Source organism: Mycolicibacterium arcueilense (assembly GCF_058536225.1).
In genome coordinates, this window is record NZ_JBZTYL010000025.1 from 190,704 (window position 1) to 206,818 (window position 16,115).

16 protein-coding genes are annotated in these 16,115 nt (G+C 67.2%); 6 read left to right on the forward strand and 10 right to left on the reverse strand.

Annotated features, from left to right (window positions below; genetic code table 11):
- Positions 1-9: 9 nt before the first annotated feature.
- Positions 10-789 (forward strand): L,D-transpeptidase, encoded by a 780-nt coding sequence (locus AC4LGL_RS24005; protein WP_491840951.1) that lies wholly within the window; start codon positions 10-12, stop codon positions 787-789.
- Here the strand turns inward: AC4LGL_RS24005 and AC4LGL_RS24010 are convergent.
- The 3 genes from AC4LGL_RS24010 to AC4LGL_RS24020 are packed head-to-tail and all read right to left on the reverse strand — an operon-like array spanning position 770 to position 2,937.
- Positions 770-1,426, reverse strand: coding sequence for a sterol desaturase family protein (locus AC4LGL_RS24010; RefSeq protein WP_491840952.1), 657 nt, complete (start codon positions 1,424-1,426; stop codon positions 770-772). The two genes, AC4LGL_RS24005 and AC4LGL_RS24010, sit on opposite strands and share 20 nt — an antisense overlap.
- Complete coding sequence (locus AC4LGL_RS24015) at positions 1,423-2,145, reverse strand: FadR/GntR family transcriptional regulator (protein WP_491840953.1); 723 nt, start codon at positions 2,143-2,145, stop codon at positions 1,423-1,425. Before AC4LGL_RS24015 ends, AC4LGL_RS24010 begins: the two co-directional genes overlap by 4 nt.
- A 57-nt stretch (positions 2,146-2,202) precedes the next feature.
- The gene (locus AC4LGL_RS24020; protein WP_491840987.1) at positions 2,203-2,937 is read right to left on the reverse strand and encodes a helix-turn-helix domain-containing protein; all 735 of its coding nucleotides are present in this window, start codon (positions 2,935-2,937) and stop codon (positions 2,203-2,205) included.
- Between the two features lie 202 nt (positions 2,938-3,139).
- On the opposite strand from AC4LGL_RS24020, the gene AC4LGL_RS24025 reads away from it, so the two are divergent.
- Positions 3,140-3,409, forward strand: a complete 270-nt coding sequence (locus tag AC4LGL_RS24025; RefSeq protein WP_491840988.1) for a hypothetical protein — start codon at positions 3,140-3,142, stop codon at positions 3,407-3,409.
- Here AC4LGL_RS24025 and AC4LGL_RS24030 read toward each other — a convergent pair.
- On the reverse strand, positions 3,363-4,610 hold the full coding sequence (locus AC4LGL_RS24030) for a cytochrome P450 (protein ID WP_491840954.1): 1,248 nt from the start codon (positions 4,608-4,610) through the stop codon (positions 3,363-3,365). The genes AC4LGL_RS24025 and AC4LGL_RS24030 overlap by 47 nt on opposite strands.
- 209 nt (positions 4,611-4,819) lie before the next feature.
- Between AC4LGL_RS24030 and AC4LGL_RS24035 the strand changes: the two genes are divergently transcribed.
- Entirely contained in the window at positions 4,820-5,425 is a 606-nt protein-coding gene (locus AC4LGL_RS24035; RefSeq protein ID WP_491840955.1) for a hypothetical protein, read from the forward strand.
- Between the two features lie 15 nt (positions 5,426-5,440).
- Here AC4LGL_RS24035 and AC4LGL_RS24040 read toward each other — a convergent pair whose 3' ends face one another.
- The 5 genes from AC4LGL_RS24040 to AC4LGL_RS24060 form a co-directional block, all read right to left on the reverse strand.
- Positions 5,441-7,687 (reverse strand): molybdopterin-dependent oxidoreductase, encoded by a 2,247-nt coding sequence (locus AC4LGL_RS24040; RefSeq protein ID WP_491840956.1) that lies wholly within the window; start codon positions 7,685-7,687, stop codon positions 5,441-5,443.
- Positions 7,684-8,253, reverse strand: coding sequence for a TetR/AcrR family transcriptional regulator (locus AC4LGL_RS24045; protein WP_491840957.1), 570 nt, complete (start codon positions 8,251-8,253; stop codon positions 7,684-7,686). Before AC4LGL_RS24045 ends, AC4LGL_RS24040 begins: the two co-directional genes overlap by 4 nt.
- 130 nt (positions 8,254-8,383) lie before the next feature.
- Complete coding sequence (locus AC4LGL_RS24050) at positions 8,384-8,788, reverse strand: hypothetical protein (RefSeq protein WP_491840989.1); 405 nt, start codon at positions 8,786-8,788, stop codon at positions 8,384-8,386.
- A 41-nt stretch (positions 8,789-8,829) separates the two neighbouring features.
- Positions 8,830-9,960 carry a nitronate monooxygenase gene (locus AC4LGL_RS24055; RefSeq protein WP_491840958.1) on the reverse strand — a complete coding sequence of 377 codons (1,131 nt, stop codon included), beginning with the start codon at positions 9,958-9,960 and terminating at the stop codon, positions 8,830-8,832.
- A 132-nt stretch (positions 9,961-10,092) separates the two neighbouring features.
- The gene (locus tag AC4LGL_RS24060; RefSeq protein WP_491840959.1) at positions 10,093-10,458 is read right to left on the reverse strand and encodes a VOC family protein; all 366 of its coding nucleotides are present in this window, start codon (positions 10,456-10,458) and stop codon (positions 10,093-10,095) included.
- Positions 10,459-10,525: 67 nt separating this feature from the next.
- On the opposite strand from AC4LGL_RS24060, the gene AC4LGL_RS24065 reads away from it, so the two are divergent.
- Positions 10,526-11,290: an HAD family hydrolase gene (locus AC4LGL_RS24065; protein ID WP_491840960.1), complete on the forward strand. Its 765-nt coding sequence runs from the start codon at positions 10,526-10,528 to the stop codon at positions 11,288-11,290.
- Here the strand turns inward: AC4LGL_RS24065 and AC4LGL_RS24070 are convergent.
- The gene (locus tag AC4LGL_RS24070) at positions 11,287-12,363 is read right to left on the reverse strand and encodes an NAD(P)H-dependent amine dehydrogenase family protein (protein ID WP_491840961.1); all 1,077 of its coding nucleotides are present in this window, start codon (positions 12,361-12,363) and stop codon (positions 11,287-11,289) included. The genes AC4LGL_RS24065 and AC4LGL_RS24070 overlap by 4 nt on opposite strands.
- A gap of 101 nt (positions 12,364-12,464) precedes the next feature.
- On the opposite strand from AC4LGL_RS24070, the gene AC4LGL_RS24075 reads away from it, so the two are divergent.
- Both AC4LGL_RS24075 and AC4LGL_RS24080 read left to right on the forward strand, forming a co-directional pair.
- The gene (locus AC4LGL_RS24075) at positions 12,465-13,202 is read left to right on the forward strand and encodes a glucose 1-dehydrogenase (RefSeq protein ID WP_055114376.1); all 738 of its coding nucleotides are present in this window, start codon (positions 12,465-12,467) and stop codon (positions 13,200-13,202) included.
- A gap of 167 nt (positions 13,203-13,369) precedes the next feature.
- Positions 13,370-16,111 (forward strand): glycoside hydrolase family 2 protein, encoded by a 2,742-nt coding sequence (locus AC4LGL_RS24080; RefSeq protein WP_491840962.1) that lies wholly within the window; start codon positions 13,370-13,372, stop codon positions 16,109-16,111.
- Positions 16,112-16,115: the final 4 nt, after the last annotated feature.

A 16,115-nucleotide genomic window follows, 5' to 3' on the forward strand; every position in this document is an offset into this window, starting at 1 on the left:
ACTGGTGGAATGCTGAGCGCCCCATCGTCGTCATTCGGAACCGTTCGAGTATCGGTACTGAAAGTGTTTGCGGCGATCGGTGTCGCCACCTTGGCCGCCGCGAGCACGGTGAATGTGGCATCTGCTGCGTCGAGCACGCCTGCACCCGGTGCGAAGATCGAGCCCGCCTCGGGCTCGGTGGTCGGCGTCGCCATGCCGCTGACGGTGACGTTCGCCGACCCGGTGACCGATCGCGATGCGGCACAGAGCAGCCTGAAGATCAGCTCTCCCGAGACCCCCACGGGCACCTTCACCTGGCTCAGTGACGATGTGATGCAGTGGAAACCGGATCAGCTGTGGCCGGCTCATTCGAAGATCTCGGTCTCGGCCGGCGGTGCGAAGACGAGTTTCGAGACGGGGGCCCAGGTACTCGGTGTCGCCGACATCGATGCGCACACCTTCACGGTCAGCATCGATGGCACGGTGGCCCGCACCATGCCTGCGTCGATGGGCAAGCCCAAGCACCCGACCCCGATCGGGACCTTCACCGCGCTGGCCAAAGAGCCTGTCGTGGTGATGGATTCGCGCACCATCGGTATTCCGCTGAGCGACCCGGAGGGGTACAAGCTCACCGTCTACGACGCGGTTCGCGTGACCTGGGGTGGTGTCTACGTGCACGGGGCGCCCTGGTCGGTGGGATCGCAGGGCTATGCCAACGTCAGCCACGGTTGCATCAACCTGAGTCCCGACAACGCCGACTGGTACTTCAACACGGTGCACCTTGGCGACCCTATTGTCGTGCAGGCATAGCCGCGTGCAGGTTCTTCGCGGTCGGTGAGGTGGAGGCCGTCGCCGGGTCGGGATAGGTCCCCAGGAGCCGGTCGGCGATCCCGGCGGTGGTCACCGTGAACCAGTAGTGCTCGTTCTTGTAGTGGTGCTGGCGATGGTTGCGCCAAACCGCGCGGTATGCGCGGGTTTTCGGCTTGTAGTCGCTGTGGATCAGGTAGTGGCACCACTCGTAGGCCAGGCCGAGCACTGTCAGCAGTGACAGAAAAGTCAGCCCCAGGCCGGGTCGGGGGAACGCCAGGAGGGCGACGGCCACTGCGAGAGGCAGGATCCACAGCAGAGCTCGCCACGGGATGAAGATCAACGGGATCTCACGTGGGTCGACGTGGTGCAGCCGGTGGTCGCGAGCCAACAGCGAATCCAGTGTGATCGGGCCTAATCGCCTTGGCCGCCAATGCAGTACGAAGACGTGGACGACCCATTCGAAGAACGGGAACGTCACCAGCATCACCGCGGGTACGAGCGCGTCGGTGAGTTGCCAGTCTCCGACGGCACACCGCGCGGCGACGCCGGCGATCAGCGCGGTGCCGATCATCCAGGGGGAGGGGTGCTTGACGAACTCCCGAGCCGCGTCACCCAACGTGAAAGCATTGCGCGTCATCGGGTTTCCTCCAACGCCTCGAGGGCGCCCATGAGCGCCATCGTGGCGGGCTCCAGTAGGTCCTGGGCCGCGAGACGGGCAGCCGCGGAGTCGCCTGCTTCGATGGCCTCGACGATCCGGCGATATGCCTCGGGGCGGCCGACTTCGGCGGCCATCATGGTGGCCAGCGCCGGCAGCGCGGGCTCGTAGGTCTGCCGAAGGGTGTTGTACATCAAGCGGAAAGCGATCGAATCCGCACCGTCGACGATCAGATCCCAGAAGCTGAGTGCCTGGCGCTGTTGCTCGACCGGGTCCGGTTCGGCCGCCAGGGCCTCGACGGTGCGGCCGAGTTGCGCGATCACCTCGGACGGGGCCCGCTCGGCGGCCAACTCGGCGACCTTGGGTCCGTTGTGCAGGCGGGTTTCGAGGATGCTGCGAACCACGCCGACGTCGAGTTCGCCTGCGCGCAAGAGGAGTCGGGGCAACAGATCCAGGCCCGCATGTTTGCGGAAGTCCCGCACCGTGGTCGAGTCGCCCTGCCGAACCTCGACCAGGCCCGCCTCGGTCAGCCGCTTGATCGCCTCGCGCACAGCCGGGCGGGACACGCCGAGCACCTCGGCCAGGCGGCGTTCACTGGGCAGCGGCTCGCCGGGCTGCATCTGACCGCTGAGTACCTCGGCGACGATCTGCTCGAAGACGTCCTCGGGCACGGATCGGCGGTTCACCGGTTGTAGCGCCATACCGCCCATGCTGCCCGGCCTGGCGGTCAGAGGTCAAGTGGTAAGACCACTAAATTTTCACCGCAGAGCGGCTGCGGTCTCGGCGTCGGCCGGCAGAAAGGCCTCGATGCTCAGTTCCGCGGCGGTCAGGTCCAGGGCAGTACCGAAGGTGGTGACGGTGCTCAGGAAGGTCAGCACGGCGCCGTCGGGGGCCGACAGTTCCAGTGGGACGACCACGCCGCCGAGGTCGCGCACCGGTTCCATCCCTCCCGGGTAGGACTCGATCTCGGCAAGAAGGGCGGCCAGCTCCGCCGAACCGCTCACGGTGACCTCCCGGCGCAGCCGGCTGATCAGGTGGTGGCGCCACTCTGCCAGGTTCCGGATGCGCGGGGCCATGCCCTCGGGGTGCAGGGTGATCCGCAGCGCGTTGGGCTGCGCCAGCAGATGGGGCGCGACACCGTCCAGCATGACTGCGGTACCGGCATTGGCCTGCAACAGATTCCAGGTGCGATCCACGACCACGCAGGGAAACGGGTTGTAGGCGTCCAACACTCGGGCCACACCGTCGCGCACACCTGTCATCTCGGGATCCTCCAGAGTCCGCTCGGCGTACACCGGTGCCAGCCCCGCAGCGAGGAGCAACTGGTTCTGGTCTCGCAGCGGCACCTCCAGTGCGTCGGCGAGGCGCAGCACCATGGCCCGACTCGGTACCGACCGCCCGGTCTCGATGAAGCTGAGATGTCGCGCCGAGACGTCGGCCTCGATGGCGAGGTCCAGCTGACTGATGCGGCGCCGTAATCGCCAGTCGCGCATCAGCGATCCGATAGGTGTCTGGGTTGCCGCAGTCGTCACCACCCGAGTCTCACTCACGCGCGGGGAGATAACCACTACCTGCGGGGTAATTGCGGTACTTACCCGGTCCGCGTCACCGTGGAGTCCAGTACCCACCAAGGAGGCGGCAGTGAGCGACAAACCTCAGTCCGACCAACGTATTCCGCGCTGGCTGCACTTCGTCATGGCGGCCGACCGGGCCGGGTCGGCCGCCTACATCGGCGCCGGCTTCTTCTTCGCTCCGGTGCTCGCGGTGGTGTCGCCCTGGCCCGCGCTGACAACCGTGCTCTGGATCGCGATCGCCCTCGCCGGCCTGTGGCTGGGGCTTCTCGGCATTGCGATGGCAACCGGTCTGGCGATCACCCTGCGGTCGAATACCGAGATCCCGGAGGACTATTGGCGATCCATCATCGACTATCCGACTGGCCGCGGTAGTCCACCTGCCAATGTTTGATGCCGTTGAGCCAACCCGACCGCAGCCGTTCGGGCGCCGCCAGCGGCCTCAGGTCGGGCATCACGTCGGCGATCGCGTTGAAGATCAGGTCGATCGTCATCCTGGCGAGGTTGGCGCCGATGCAGTAGTGCGCGCCCGTGCCGCCGAACCCCACGTGCGGGTTGGGATCGCGCAAGATGTTGAAGCTGTACGGGTCGTCGAACACGTCCTCGTCGAAGTTCGCCGAGCGGTAGAACATCACCACCCGCTGCCCCTTCTTGATCGGCACGCCGGCCAGCTCGGTGTCTTCCAGTGCGGTGCGCTGGAATGACGTGACGGGCGTGGCCCACCGGACGATCTCGTCGGCCGCGGTGCCCGGGCGCTCCCGTTTGAACAACTCCCACTGGTCGGGGTGATCGGCGAACGCCATCATTCCCTGGGTGATGGAGTTGCGCGTCGTCTCGTTGCCTGCCACGGCGAGCAGGATGACGAAGAAGCCGAACTCGTCGTCGGAGAGCTTGTGCCCCTCGACGTCGGCCTGCAGGAGAGTGGAGACCAGATCCTCGCCAGGGTTCTTCGTCCGCTCAGCCGCCATCTGCATCCCGTACATGATCAGCTCGACCGAGGCACTGATCGCATCGTTGGAGGCGAACTCCGGGTCCTGGTCGCCGACCATCTGATTGGACCAGTCGAACAGTTTCTTGCGGTCTTCCTGCGGCACACCCATGAGGCCCGCGATGGCCTGGAGCGGTAGTTCGCACGAAACCTGCTCGACGAAGTCTCCCGAGCCCTCGGCGGCGGCCGTCTCCACGATCGTGCGTGCGCGCTCGGCGAGGTCCGCGCGCAGGCGTTCGACCGCCCGTGGTGTGAAGGCCCGCGAGATGATCTTCCGCAGGTGCGTGTGGTGTGGGGCGTCCATGTTGAGCATGACGAACTTGCCCTGTTCGATCTGCTGCTGGACGGTGCCGTCGCGGTAGCGCGGGAGGGCGGTCTTCTCCTGGCTGGAGAACACGTCGCTGCGCAGCGAGACCTCTTTGACGTCTTTGTGCTTGGTGACGACCCAGAACCCGCCGTCGTCGAACCCTCCTTGGCCCAGCGGCTGCTCGTTCCACCAGATCGGAGCCAGCTTGCGCATCTCGGCGAGTTCCTCGACGGGCAGCCGTTCGGCGTAGATGTCGGGATCGGTGAAGTCGAATCCGGGCGGGAGGTGCAGAGTCGGCATGGCGTTGGCGCTCCTCGCGACGACGTTGTGTAGTGGCGTAGACCCATTGCTACACCACAGGTGGGGCCCCTCGGAGCGGGTTTCGGAAACTCCCACATCGTGGGTATTGGAACGTGTTCCGATTCTTGCGTTGTAACGGTTGAACGAGCGCGACGATGCACTCAGCGTTACCATTCGTCCCTGGAGCAACAGCAGGAGGCCAACCAGTTATGCGAGTCGACGTCCGTAGGTTCGGGATCGTGTTGACGGGCTGCGTGTCGGGTCCTGTCGTCGCGTTGGCCATGGCCGCCGCGGCGGCCGCGGAGCCACCCAATCCGGCGCCCGCCCCCGCGCCGGCACCTGCGCCCGCGCCGGCGGCTGCTCCCGGGCCGGCGGCTCAGGCCGCGGTCGGAGATCCGGCGGCACCGGCTGCCGCGGCCCCAGTGGGCACCCCTCACCTGGCGAGCCCCGATGCCCTGCCACCGGGCGCCACGATGGATCCCACGGGACAGGGTGCCGAAACCCCCAACTTGAGCTATCTCAAGGATCTGTGGCATGCCGTGCAGAACCAGGAGATCAGTGGCAAGGAAGCCCTGGTACTCGGGCTCGCACAGCGCGGCATGAATACACCTGTCCCGGGTCAGGTACCCGGGCCGAACGTTCCGACCGCGCCTGCGGCACCCGGGGCGCCGGAGGCACCGCTGCCCGGCGGGTCGGCCGTAGCCGAGCCCGGCGCTCCTGCCGGCCCCGCCGGGTTGCCCGCCGCTCCCGCCGGTCCAGCTGTTGCTGTGCCCGCCGTACCGGCGGCGCCGGCTGCTCCGGCGCCGGCGCCCTGAGGCACGGGAATCTGATCAGGCCGGCAGGCTTGTCACCGGAAGATCGACCCGGGCAGGCACGTGCTTGTGCCATGGTGTGCCCGCGTACTCATCGCGCCACTGCGACGACGTGAGCTCGTTGGGGGCGACTCCGGGCACGATCGACCGTCCCTGACCGTCGGTGTAGTCGAGGCCGAATCCGTTGGGCAGCGAGATGTGCCCGGGCAGCATCGCGTCGTTGACCTCGACGGTCACGTCCGCGCTTCCCGTCGCGGTGGTCAGCCTGGCCCGGTCTCCGTCGCGTAGGCCGATGGACTCGGCGTCGTCGGCGCTGATCCGCAGGGCGCCCTCAGTGTCGCGCTTGCGCCAGGCCGGGTCGCGGAAGATGTCGTTGGCGGTGTAGGCCCGACGTTCGCCGGCCGAGAGCACCATCGGGAACTCCTCGGAGGTCAGTGCCGACGGCATGGTCGGCAATGCCCGGACCGCGTCGAGCATCTCGGGCATGTCGAGTGCGATCTTGCGATCGGGGTGCCCGATCAGAGCGAAATCGTCCGGGTATTCGTGCACGGTGAAGGTCAGCCCGGACCGGCCGGCCAGGATGGCCTCGAAGAGGGCGTTGCCGTCGGCGTGACCGGCGCGACGCACGGCATCGGGATAGGTCATCGCGGTCTTCTGCGCCAGCCCCCACAGCGCCGCGGCACCGGCGAGGCCATCCGGAAGCACCGGTCCGAGCGTCTCGTACAGCACGTATGGCAGGACCCGCCCCAGACCCGGGTTGGCACCCACAGCGCCGAGAAACGCTGCGGCGTAGGCGTCCAGACCGTCGCGGGCGGCGCGCCGTAACGGATCCAGTTCGGCGTCGTCGACCGCGCCGATGGCGCGTACCAGGCGGGCCCAGATCTCGGGCTCGGGCAGGGTGCCCGGCAGCGGTTCGAACAGCCGGTGCCGCAGGTGGAAGTTGTTGTGCGGGAACTCAAGGTTGAAGAACGTCGCCTCGGGCTTCTCGAACTGGTTGGCCGCGGGCAGCACATAGTCGGCCAACCGGGCGGTTTCGGTCATCGCGACGTCGATGACCACCAGGAGCTCGAGCGATTCGAGCGCGGCGCGCACGGCCGCCGAATCGGCGATCGAGTGTGCCGGGTTGCTGCTCTCGACGATCATCGCGCGAAAGCGGTCGGGGTGGTCGGTGAGGATCTCCTGCGGCACCGCGTTGGACGGCACCAGGCCGGCGATCACCGGGGCGCCCGTGACCGGGCTGCGCCCGACCCCACCTGAACCGAACAGCGGGGCGAACGACGAATGCAGATGTTGCCCACCGCGTTTGGCGAAGTTGCCGGTGAGGATCCACAGCATCTTGTTGAGGTACGAGCACAGCGTGCTGTTGGGGGCCTGCTGGATGCCGAGATCCTCGAACACGGCCACACTGTCGGCTGCGGCGAGGCGGCGCACCGCCTGGCGCAGCAGGGTTTCGTCGACGCCGCACCGCGCGGCATAGTCGCCGATCGGGACGTGGCCCAGCACCTCACGGACCGGTTCGACACCGTTGACGTGAGCGGCCAGGAACTCTTCGTCGCACAGGTTTTCCTGAACCAGCACCGCGGCCATCGCGGCCAGGCACCACGCATCGGTCCCGGGCCGCACGCGCAGGTGGAAGTCGGCGAGCTTGGCGGTGTCGGTCATCACCGGGTCGATCACTATCATCGCGCGGTCCGGATCCTTGGCGATCTCGTTGAGCACGACGCGGGCCCGTGGAAAACTCTGCGACATCCACGGGTTCTTGCCGACGAACACCGAGACCTCGGCGTGCTCGAACTCGCCGCGGGTGTGCCCGCCGTAGAGGTGGGCGTCGACCCACGCCTCACCGGTCTTCTCCTGCGCCAGGGCGTTTGACCGGTACCGCGAGCCGATCGCCTTGAGGAACGCGCCGCTGTACGCGCCGCCGAGGTGGTTGCCCTGGCCGCCGCCACCGTAGTAGAAGATCTTGTCCCCGCCGTGAGCGTCCTTGACTGCCAGGAACTTCGCGGCGATCTCGGAAACTGCGGTGTCCCAGTCGATCTCCTCGTAGCTGCCGTCAGGTGTGCGGCGCAGTGGCGAGGTCAGGCGGTTGGTGCTGCTCTGGTAGTGGTCCAACCGCAGCGCCTTGTTGCACGTGTAGCCCGCCGACGCCGGGTGGTCTTTGTCGCCGCGGATTTTCGTGATGGCCCGGCCTTCGGTCTGCACCACGATGCCGCAGTTGCACTCACACAGGATGCACGCGGTGGGCTGCCATTGATCGACGGTCATGACGGGGTTCCTTCCGGAAGGAGTGCGCGAAGTTGACGGTGGATCAGATCGAGTGGTTTCACGTCACGGGTCGCCCGAGCCATCACCACGGCGCCTTCGACCGCGGTCAGGATCAGTGTGGCGAGTTCCTCGGCGCGTTCGGTGGTGACTCCGTCGCTCTGCAGGCGGCGGGTGATGAGTCCGGTCCAGCGGGTGAAGGCCACCCCGGCGCGGTCGAGGGGAGTGGGCTCGGCGGCCGCGGGTTCGCCGGCCTCGACCGTCACCGCGACGATCGGGCAACCGGCCCGGAAGTCGGTGGCGGACAGCTGTTTACGGAACCCCGCGATCATCGCGTCGAGCAGTGCCACGGCGCTGTCCGCCTCGTCGATCCGAGCCGCGATGTGATCGCTGGCGTAATCGATTGCCTCGCACAGGAGTTGGTTGCGGCCGCCGGGGAAGTAGTGGTATGCCGAGCCTCGCGGGGCGCCGCTGTGGGCCAATACATCGGCAATCGCCGTCGGGTGCGCGCCGCGTTCCCGGATCAACAGTGCGGCCGAAGCCACCATGCGTTCGCGAGGACTGGTCATCCGAAGCCCTTCCGCCAATTCTGTGTATGCAACCATACATAATCGGCAGGCGTGGGTCTACCGCCCGTCGCCTACGACTCAAGCGGCGGGTTGCTGCTTGATGCTGACTGCAATTCGCCGCGTTGACGATCTAAGCGGCTGTCACCAGCCACAGCACGAGAAAAATGGACATGCTCGTCAGGCAGAGCAGATGATCGCGGCAGATGGCGCGGGCCAATCGCGTCTGCTGGGCCGGGCCGGCGGTGCGCGCGCCCAGGGCCACGGCGTTGGGGACGGTGCGCAGCAGGGCCAGCAGCACGGGGCCGCCGGCGAGCAGCGCGAACATTGCGGTCAGCCAACCCGGGTCGGCACCGTCGAATGCGTGAAAAGCCACTGCCGCCAACAGCACCACCATGACGGCGGCGATCAGCAGGCTCATCGGGCGCGATGTCGTGGTCGCACGGCGGTAGTAGCCGGCGATGGACGCCAGCACGGGTTCCGGCAATTCGGCCGACCTGCGGTGGGGTAGGACCTGAACGTCGAAGATCAGGTCCATCCACAGAACGGCGATGAGGAACCCGCTGCCGGCGGCCTCGATCACACCCCGGCGGCCTCGTTCAGGGCATTGAGGTTGCCCGTCGCCTCCAGGTACTCCTGAACCCAGCGCTCGATCACGGCCGAGGTCTTCTCGACCTTCTGGAACTGGCCGACGACCTGGCCCACCGGGTTGAACGCGACGTCGACACTCTCGTTCGGGTACTTGTGCGTCGCCGCGACGGCCATTCCGGACACCATGTACTGCAGCGGCATGCCGAGCGGCTTCGGGTTGTCCGGGTTCTCCCAGGCGTCGGTCCAGTCGTTGCGGAGCATGCGGGCCGGCTTGCCGGTGAACGAGCGGCTGCGCACCGTGTCCTTGCTCGTGGCCTTGGCGTACGCCGCGTGCTGCTGTTCGGTGTGCTCGGACTCCTCGACCATGACCCACTGCGAGCCGGTCCAGGCGCCCTGCGCGCCGAGAGCCAGGGCAGCGGCGATCTGCTGACCGCTGCCGATACCGCCGGCGGCCAGGACCGGAACCGGGGCCACTTCCTTGACCACCTGGGGCCACAGCACGATCGAGCCGATCTCGCCGCTGTGGCCGCCGGCCTCGCCGCCCTGGGCGATGATGATGTCCACGCCCGCGTCGGCGTGCTTGCGGGCCTGTGACGGCGAACCGCACAGCGCCGCGACCTTGCGCCCCTCGGCGTGGATGCGGTCGATCATGTCCTTGGGCGGCGTGCCCAGCGCGTTGGCGATCAGCGTCATCTTGGGGTGCTTCAGCGCGATCTCGACCTGAGGCGTCGCGGTGGCCTCGGTCCAGCCCAGCAGCTGCAGGGCGTCGTCGTCGCTGTGGTCGACCGGCACGCCATGGTCGGCGAGGATCTTCTTGGCGAAATCCAGGTGCTCCTGAGGCACCAGGGACTGCAGCATGCCCTTGAGGTCGTCGGCGGACATGTTGGCGTCCATGCCCTCGTACTTGTTCGGGATGACGATGTCGACGCCGTACGGGTGGTCGCCGATGTGCTCGTCGATCCAGTTCAACTCGATCTCGAGCTGCTCGGGGGTGAATCCGACGGCGCCCAGCACGCCGAAACCACCGGCCTTGCTGACGGCGACGACCACGTCGCGACAGTGGGTGAACGCGAAGATCGGGACGTCGATCCCGAGCTCGTCGCAGAGTGCGGTGTGCATTCGGAGCTCCTTGTGGTGGCGGTGTAGTGGCGGTGCGGTTTGAGAGTCCTCGGCCGGTACGGCCCGCATGGAAATGAAACGTGTTCTAGTTTAGTACGGCCTCGGGCTCGTTTGGGGAACGACCCGGAATTTTCATGCGAGTTCGGCGACGAATGAAACTTCATTCCCGTCAGGATCGGCAACGTCGATGACAGCGACCATGTCGGCGATGACCTGCGGTTCCCCGATTGTCACCCCATCCTGGCGCAGCCCGGCGGCGGTGTGCTCCAGATCGTCGACACCGAATCGCACGGCAGACCTCCCGGCCCGAACCGGATCAGTGACGACCTGTAGCCAGGCGGTCGCGGTCAGCTGCCATTCAGCGACCCCTGGAACAGGTTCCAGGTCAGGTTCCCGGCCGAGCAGCCGCGCGTACCAGGCCCTCGCCTCCTCGAAACGACCGGTGGCGATGACAGCCGCGACGTCCTTGATCGCGATGGATTGCATTTGTGCGGACATCCCTCTGTTCTAGTCCTGATCGAGTCTCGACTGGCAGATTGTCGTGGCGGCTTGGTGTACTAGGCCCATGGGCCGCATGCTCTCGCCACCCGAGTCACTTGAGGAGATCGGGGACGGTCCGGGCGGTGCGCAGGTGGGGGCCTTCTTCGACCTGGACGGCACGCTGGTGGACGGGTTCACCGCCACGGCGCACGCCGGTCATCGGATCCGCCGGCGGCAGGCCGCTGCAGGCGAGATCCTCGGAATCGTCGAGGCCTCGGTCCGGTATCGGATCGGCCGGATGCCGTTCGAGCGGCTGTTGGTCCGGGCGGCCGGGTACCTCCGCGGCGAATCACTGCTCGAGCTCGACGAGCTGGGGGAGTACCTGTTCGAGAGCCGCATCAACCAGCGGGTCTACCCGCACATGCGTGACGTGGTGCGTCGTCACCAGGACCGCGGCCACACCGTCGTGATGAGTTCCTCGGCCCTGACCATCCACGCCGAGCCGGTCGCGCGGCACCTGGGGATCGACCACGTGCTGTGCAATCACTTTCTGACCGACGACCAGGGCAGGCTCACCGGCGGGATCGTCGAACCGATCATCTGGGGGGCCCGCAAAGCCGATGCGGTGCAGGCCTTTTGCCGGGCCGAGCAGGTCGATCTGGCCCACAGCTATTTCTACGCGGACGGCCCCGAGGATGGCGCACTGATGCGGTTGGTGGGCCATCCGCGGCCCGTGAATCCGCGGCCGGGTCTGGCCTCGGCCGCCACCGAACAGGACTGGCCGGTGCTCAGCTTGCCGCGTCCCGGTGGCCGGCGTCGTGGCGAACGCCGGCTCCGTCCCGGCGCCTAGCCCAGCCTGTGCAGTCCCATGCCCGTGACGAGCGGCATGTCCAGGGTGGTGCGGATGCCGGGCGCGGCGGCCACCACGTCAGGGATGGCGTTCACGATGCGCCCGGCCGCCGCGACGATGGCGGCGTGGTTGTGGTCGCCCTTACGGCTGGTGGGGCAGATGTCCACGACATACGACGGCTCGCCGGTGATCTCGACGCGGTAGGAGCCGCCGGGCTGGGCCGGTTGCGCCCAGTCCGGTCGTAGGTCCGCACGTACCCGGGTGACGTGTTCGACGACGATCACCGGCTTACCGCCGACCATGCCGTTGATCTGGAAGCGCATCGCCGCCACCGTGCCCTTGGCGATGACGCCGGTCGCGACCTCGATGTCCTCGGGCGCGGGCTCCAACTCGTAGTGCTCGGTGATGTCTTCGACTTCGACGCCCAGTCCGGCGGCGAGCATCCGGATCGCGGTCCCCCAAGCGGCACTGAGGATTCCGGGGAGAAACAACATTCCGGGCTGGTCGATCGGGTTGCCGAATCCCATGACGATCGACATCACCTCGGTGCCGTCATAGGTGGCGTAGTCGGCGATCTCCATGGTCTTGATCTGATCGATGCGCTGACAGGTACCGGCGATGGCGAACGGCAGCAGGTCGGTGGCGAACCCGGGGTCGACACCGGTGATGAACACGCTTGAATTACCCGCCTGAGCAGCTTCTTCGACCCGTGCGATGGCCTTCTCCGGCATGGCGCCCCAGGGGAATTGCAGGCCGCCCGGGGCCGAGCCGACCACATTGATCCCGGCGGCCAGTGCGGCCATCACATCGCGCGTGGCTTCCACGGGGCGGGTGTCACCCATCGCGCAGTACACCAGGCAGTCCGGCTTGGCGGCGATCGAGGCATCGATGCCCAGCGTGGCGGTGACCCCGGTGACGCCACCCAGTCCGGCCAGTTCGCCGGCGTCCAGGCCGACCTTCGCCTCGGTCGAGGTGCCCACCGCGACGAGTTCGAACCGGGGGTCCTCGATGAGCTGGATCAGGGCCAACCGGCCGCAGTTTCCGGTGCCGACGATCGCCACGCGAATGGCCATACAGGTCTCCTCAAGTGTTCGGTCTGATCGCAGTATGCCTACCGGACAAGAAAATTGGAACAGGTTCTAATTTGCGACCGCAGGCGGTAGCCTCACCCGTCATGGGACGGGTAGACGGAAAAGTGGCACTCATCAGTGGCGGGGCGCGGGGCATGGGTGCCGAGCACGCCCGGGCGCTGATCGCCGAAGGCGCCAAGGTGGTGATCGGGGACATCCTCGACGACGAGGGGAAGGCGCTGGCCGCCGAACTCGGCGATTCGGCCCGCTATGTGCACCTCGATGTCACCGAGGAGGACCAATGGAACGCGGCCGTGGAAACGGCCACCTCGGAGTTCGGCTCACTCACCGTGCTGGTGAACAACGCCGGCATCGTCGCGCTCGGCCAGATCGGCAAGTTCGACATGGCCCAGTGGCAGAAGGTGATCGACGTCAACCTGACCGGCACCTTCCTGGGCATGCAGGCGTGCGTCAAGGCGATGAAGGCCGCGGGCGGCGGTTCGATCATCAACGTCTCGTCGATCGAGGGGTTGCGCGGTGCGGCCATGGTGCACCCGTACGTCGCCTCGAAGTGGGCGGTGCGCGGCCTGACGAAGTCTGCGGCACTGGAGCTGGGACCCAAACAGATCCGGGTCAACTCGATCCACCCCGGATTCATCCGGACCCCGATGACCGAGCATTTCCCCGAGGACATGCTGACCATTCCGCTGGGCCGGTCCGGACAACCCGAGGAGGTCTCGACCTTCGTGGTGTTCCTGGCCAGCGACGAATCTCGCTATGCCACCGGCGCGGAGTTCGTGATGGACGGCGGCCTCGTCAACGACGTCCCGCACAAGCTCTGAGTCAGCACCGGCCGCACGCGGCGGTACCGGCCACGGCAGAATGACCCGGCAGGGCATCGACTCATCGACACGGTGCCGTACCGGTCTGTGAGGAGCTGCCCATTTCCGCCCGGAGTCGCCGCGCAGGCCTGAGCCTCACGGGTTTCGTCGGCCTGGTCGTTGCCGCGGTGCTGGTGTTCTCGCTGTGCGCCGCCGATTTCCCGCCGTTCGCCACCCCGGAGCCGCCGTCGGGACGGGTGGAGCTGGCACAGGGCTGGCAGTTGGCCTCGGCGCGCACCGTGACGGCCGACGGCGCCGCGCTGTCGACCCCGGGCGCGGTCGAGGCCGACTGGCACGAGGTCAAACACATGCCTTCGACGGTGCTGGCGGCGCTACAGGACGACGGCACCTACCCGGACCTGTACGTCGGGGACAACCTGGCCGATGTGCCCGACGATCTGTTCCGCCAGGACTGGTGGTACCGGACGACGTTCACCGCTCCGCAGGGCAGCTCCAGCTACCGGCTCGATTTCCCCGGCATCAACTACCGCGCCGAGGTCTGGCTCAACGGCACCATGATCGCCGGTAATTCCCTGCTCGTAGGGATGCACACGATCCACGAGATCGACGCCACGCCGTGGATCAACCCCGGCGGCGCCAACACGCTGGCGGTCAGGGTCACTCCCGAGCAGGCGTTGCAGGACATCGACGGGGTCGAGCTCGCCGACAGCTGGTGGGACTGGCTCAACTGGAACCGCATCGGCTATCAGGGCCCGGACAAGAACCCGCTGCGTGGCAATTCCTATGTGCCCGACCGTAACGCGGGCATCTTCAAACCCGTCTACCTCAGCTTCTCGGGGCAGGTCGTGCTCAGCGACCCGTTGGTCACCACCGCGTTGCCGCTGCCTGACACCTCGCATGCGCGGCTCACCGTCTACTCCGACATCCGCAACACCGCCGACGTTCCGATGCGAGGCGTCGTTCGGGCCCGGATCAGCCGGCCGGGAAAGCCGACCATCTCGGTGGATCAAGCGGTCAGCCTGGCGCCGGGGGAGAAGCGGGAAATCCGGTTCGACCCGGACACTTTCGCGGCTTTGCAGGTGAGCAACCCGGACCTCTGGTGGCCCTACACCATGGGCCGGCCGGACCTCTATGACCTGCGGCTGGAGTTCGTGCGGTACGGACGGCCGATCGACACCGTGGATTCCCGATTCGGTATCCGCACCGTGGCGCAGCACCGCGACAACGACGAACAGTTCCCCGATCTGGGCCGCGGTGGCAGCTTCTACCTGACCGTCAACGGGCGCGACTTCCTGGTCCGGGGTGCGGCATATACGCCCGATCTGCTGTTCCAGTACGACCCGCAGCGAGAGGACGCCATCCTCGGATACGTCCGGGACCTCGGGCTGAACATGGTGCGCCTGGAGGGAAAGTTCCCGGGCGACAACATCATCGAGCGGGCCGACGAACTCGGCATCCCGCTGATGTACGGGTGGATGTGCTGCAACCAGTGGGAGAAGTGGTGGCAGTGGGACGACGAGGATCGGCGGGTGGCCGACGAGAGCATGCGCTCGCAGATCCTGTCGCTGCGCGGACACGCGTCGGCGTTCCTCTGGGCCAACGGCAGCGACGGCAAGCCCCCGGCGCCGGTGCTCGACGGCTACCGCCGCATCCTGGGTGAGCTGCACTGGCCCAACACCGTCGTCGACACGGTGTCGTCGCTGGCCCGCGACGCCAACGGCGAGCCGGACTGGGACGGCATCCACATGGCAGGCCCGTATACGTGGCGCCCGCCGAGCTACTGGTTCGACGGTCGTTATCAGGCCACCCGCGGTTCCAATGCCGAACAGGGCGACAACGAACACATCCCGCCGTTCGCCAGCCTGCAGAAGTTCATCCCGCCGGACAAGCTGTGGCCGATCAACGAGGCCTGGTACTTCCACGCCGGGGCGAACCCGAGCAACGCGGCCCTGGAGAGCATCCGCACCGCGGTCATGCAGCGCTACGGATCATCGCGCGGCGCAGAGGAATTCGCGCGCAAGGCCCAGCTTGCCCACTACGAGTCCACCCGCGCACAGTTCGAGGCGTTCGCCGCAGGCGGGTGGGACAACCACAAGATGACCATCTACTGGATGCTCAACAACCACTGGCCGTCGTTCTTCGGCCACCTCTTCGACTACTACCTGCGGCCCGGCGGCGCGTACTTCGGAGCCAAGAAGGGGCTGCGCCCGCTGTCGGTCGTCTTCGACTCGTACGCGACCGGCGACCACGACACCGCCGCCGTCAAGGTGGTCAACCAGTCGCCGCAGGAGCGGACCGGTCTTCGGGTGCGGGTGCGGACCTACGACCTGACCGGCCGGATGCGCGACGACCGCAGTTCCGAGGTGCCGGCGGTGCCGTCGAACGGGGTGGTGCCGGGGTTGACGCTGCCGCGGCTGGCCCTGGACTCACCGGTGGTGTTCATCCGCTGTGAACTGCTCGACGAGTCCGGTGCCGTGGTCGCCGACAACACGTACTGGCAGTCGCAGAAACTCGACGATGTCGGGCCCCCGGTCAACGACCAGGCCTTCGACCTGGTGCAGAGCAGCTGGGCCGACCTGACACCGCTCAACACCATGGGACCCGCACGGCTGGACGTGACCGCGCACCGAACCGAGTCGACCGACGGCAGCGCGAGCGTGGTGATCCGGTTGCACAATCCGGGACGTCAGATCGCCTTCTTCGAGCGGGCCGAGATCACCACGACCCGCGACGGTGACGAGATCCTCCCGATCGAATACTCCGACAACTACGTCACCGTGTACCCGGGCGAGACGACGGAGATCAGCGGCACGGTGACCGGATCGGAGCACGGACCCAACTGGGTCCGGGTCGGCGGGTACAACAGTGCACCGACGGTGGTACCGATCGACCAGCGGGCACGACGATAGGATC

Bases quoted from the DNA above. Each gene is read 5' to 3' on its own strand.
- AC4LGL_RS24005 (WP_491840951.1), top strand. From the start codon at position 10: ATGCTGAGCGCCCCATCGTCGTCATTCGGAACCGTTCGAGTATCGGTA.
- AC4LGL_RS24010 (WP_491840952.1), bottom strand. From the start codon at position 1,426: ATGACGCGCAATGCTTTCACGTTGGGTGACGCGGCTCGGGAGTTCGTC.
- AC4LGL_RS24015 (WP_491840953.1), bottom strand. From the start codon at position 2,145: ATGGCGCTACAACCGGTGAACCGCCGATCCGTGCCCGAGGACGTCTTC.
- AC4LGL_RS24020 (WP_491840987.1), bottom strand. From the start codon at position 2,937: ATGCGCGACTGGCGATTACGGCGCCGCATCAGTCAGCTGGACCTCGCC.
- AC4LGL_RS24025 (WP_491840988.1), top strand. From the start codon at position 3,140: ATGGCGGCCGACCGGGCCGGGTCGGCCGCCTACATCGGCGCCGGCTTC.
- AC4LGL_RS24030 (WP_491840954.1), bottom strand. From the start codon at position 4,610: ATGCCGACTCTGCACCTCCCGCCCGGATTCGACTTCACCGATCCCGAC.
- AC4LGL_RS24035 (WP_491840955.1), top strand. From the start codon at position 4,820: ATGCGAGTCGACGTCCGTAGGTTCGGGATCGTGTTGACGGGCTGCGTG.
- AC4LGL_RS24040 (WP_491840956.1), bottom strand. From the start codon at position 7,687: ATGACCGTCGATCAATGGCAGCCCACCGCGTGCATCCTGTGTGAGTGC.
- AC4LGL_RS24045 (WP_491840957.1), bottom strand. From the start codon at position 8,253: ATGACCAGTCCTCGCGAACGCATGGTGGCTTCGGCCGCACTGTTGATC.
- AC4LGL_RS24050 (WP_491840989.1), bottom strand. From the start codon at position 8,788: ATGGACCTGATCTTCGACGTTCAGGTCCTACCCCACCGCAGGTCGGCC.
- AC4LGL_RS24055 (WP_491840958.1), bottom strand. From the start codon at position 9,960: ATGCACACCGCACTCTGCGACGAGCTCGGGATCGACGTCCCGATCTTC.
- AC4LGL_RS24060 (WP_491840959.1), bottom strand. From the start codon at position 10,458: ATGTCCGCACAAATGCAATCCATCGCGATCAAGGACGTCGCGGCTGTC.
- AC4LGL_RS24065 (WP_491840960.1), top strand. From the start codon at position 10,526: ATGGGCCGCATGCTCTCGCCACCCGAGTCACTTGAGGAGATCGGGGAC.
- AC4LGL_RS24070 (WP_491840961.1), bottom strand. From the start codon at position 12,363: ATGGCCATTCGCGTGGCGATCGTCGGCACCGGAAACTGCGGCCGGTTG.
- AC4LGL_RS24075 (WP_055114376.1), top strand. From the start codon at position 12,465: ATGGGACGGGTAGACGGAAAAGTGGCACTCATCAGTGGCGGGGCGCGG.